The following is a 739-nucleotide window of genomic DNA, read 5'->3' on the forward strand; positions in this document are numbered from 1 at the left end:
CCCGCGTGCGCGGGGGGGTCAAACTCACGCGCCTTTTCCAACAGGCGCAAGATAAAGGCAAATATCATTAGCCTGCTTGACAAGCTGGTTGCATGAAAGGTTTGCGAACGGGATAAACCGACGCAAAAGAACCTCTTAATTACTATGTAAAGATAGTGATTTTCTACGAATTGAGCAAATAAAGTGCAGACAAAATGCAGCTGAAAAGCAACATTTTCCACGCTTTTTGCAGATGTTCAAAAGGCATTTAATTACCGCTTAAATGGTGATTAAATGCCTTTGCTTTGATGGGGTGAAAAACAGTGAAAATTGTACGTTTCGTTTTAGAAAGTTGTACGTTTCGTTTTCGCGATTATATAATTTAGCTTTTGTGTTAAATGATGCTTGTTGTTCGATATCAGAAGAACATGACATTAGAGATAAGAAAAAACAGATAGTGAGTATTTTTTTTCATGGTATTAAGGATTTGTGTTAAACACACTAAAATTACAGTGCAATATTAGTAATAAAAAACGACAAAATAAAATTTTTGTTCAAAATATCTGCATTTTAATGAAAACAATCTGTCTGTTTCCAACCGCAGATTTTCAGAGCAGGAAAGAGGTCGTGAAAGTGTTGCGGCAGATTGCCGTCTCCTTTCCGGCTTTAACATATTTAACTTTCCGCAACATTTTAAAGTGCTAAAATATAGGTTTCGGACAGTGAAGATGAAAAAGTCCGTATCGGAATTTTAACACGG

The 739-nt window shown here is 36.5% G+C and carries 1 protein-coding gene; it reads right to left on the reverse strand.

Annotated elements, in window-relative coordinates:
- Window positions 1–221 (reverse strand): hypothetical protein (locus tag C5S62_RS13705; protein ID WP_223301071.1); only part of this gene is annotated, 221 nt, incomplete at its 3' end.
- Window positions 222–739 lie beyond the last annotated feature (518 nt).

Source organism: Prevotella sp. MGM2, from assembly GCF_002933955.1.
Classification (GTDB): Bacteria; Bacteroidota; Bacteroidia; order Bacteroidales; family Bacteroidaceae; genus Alloprevotella.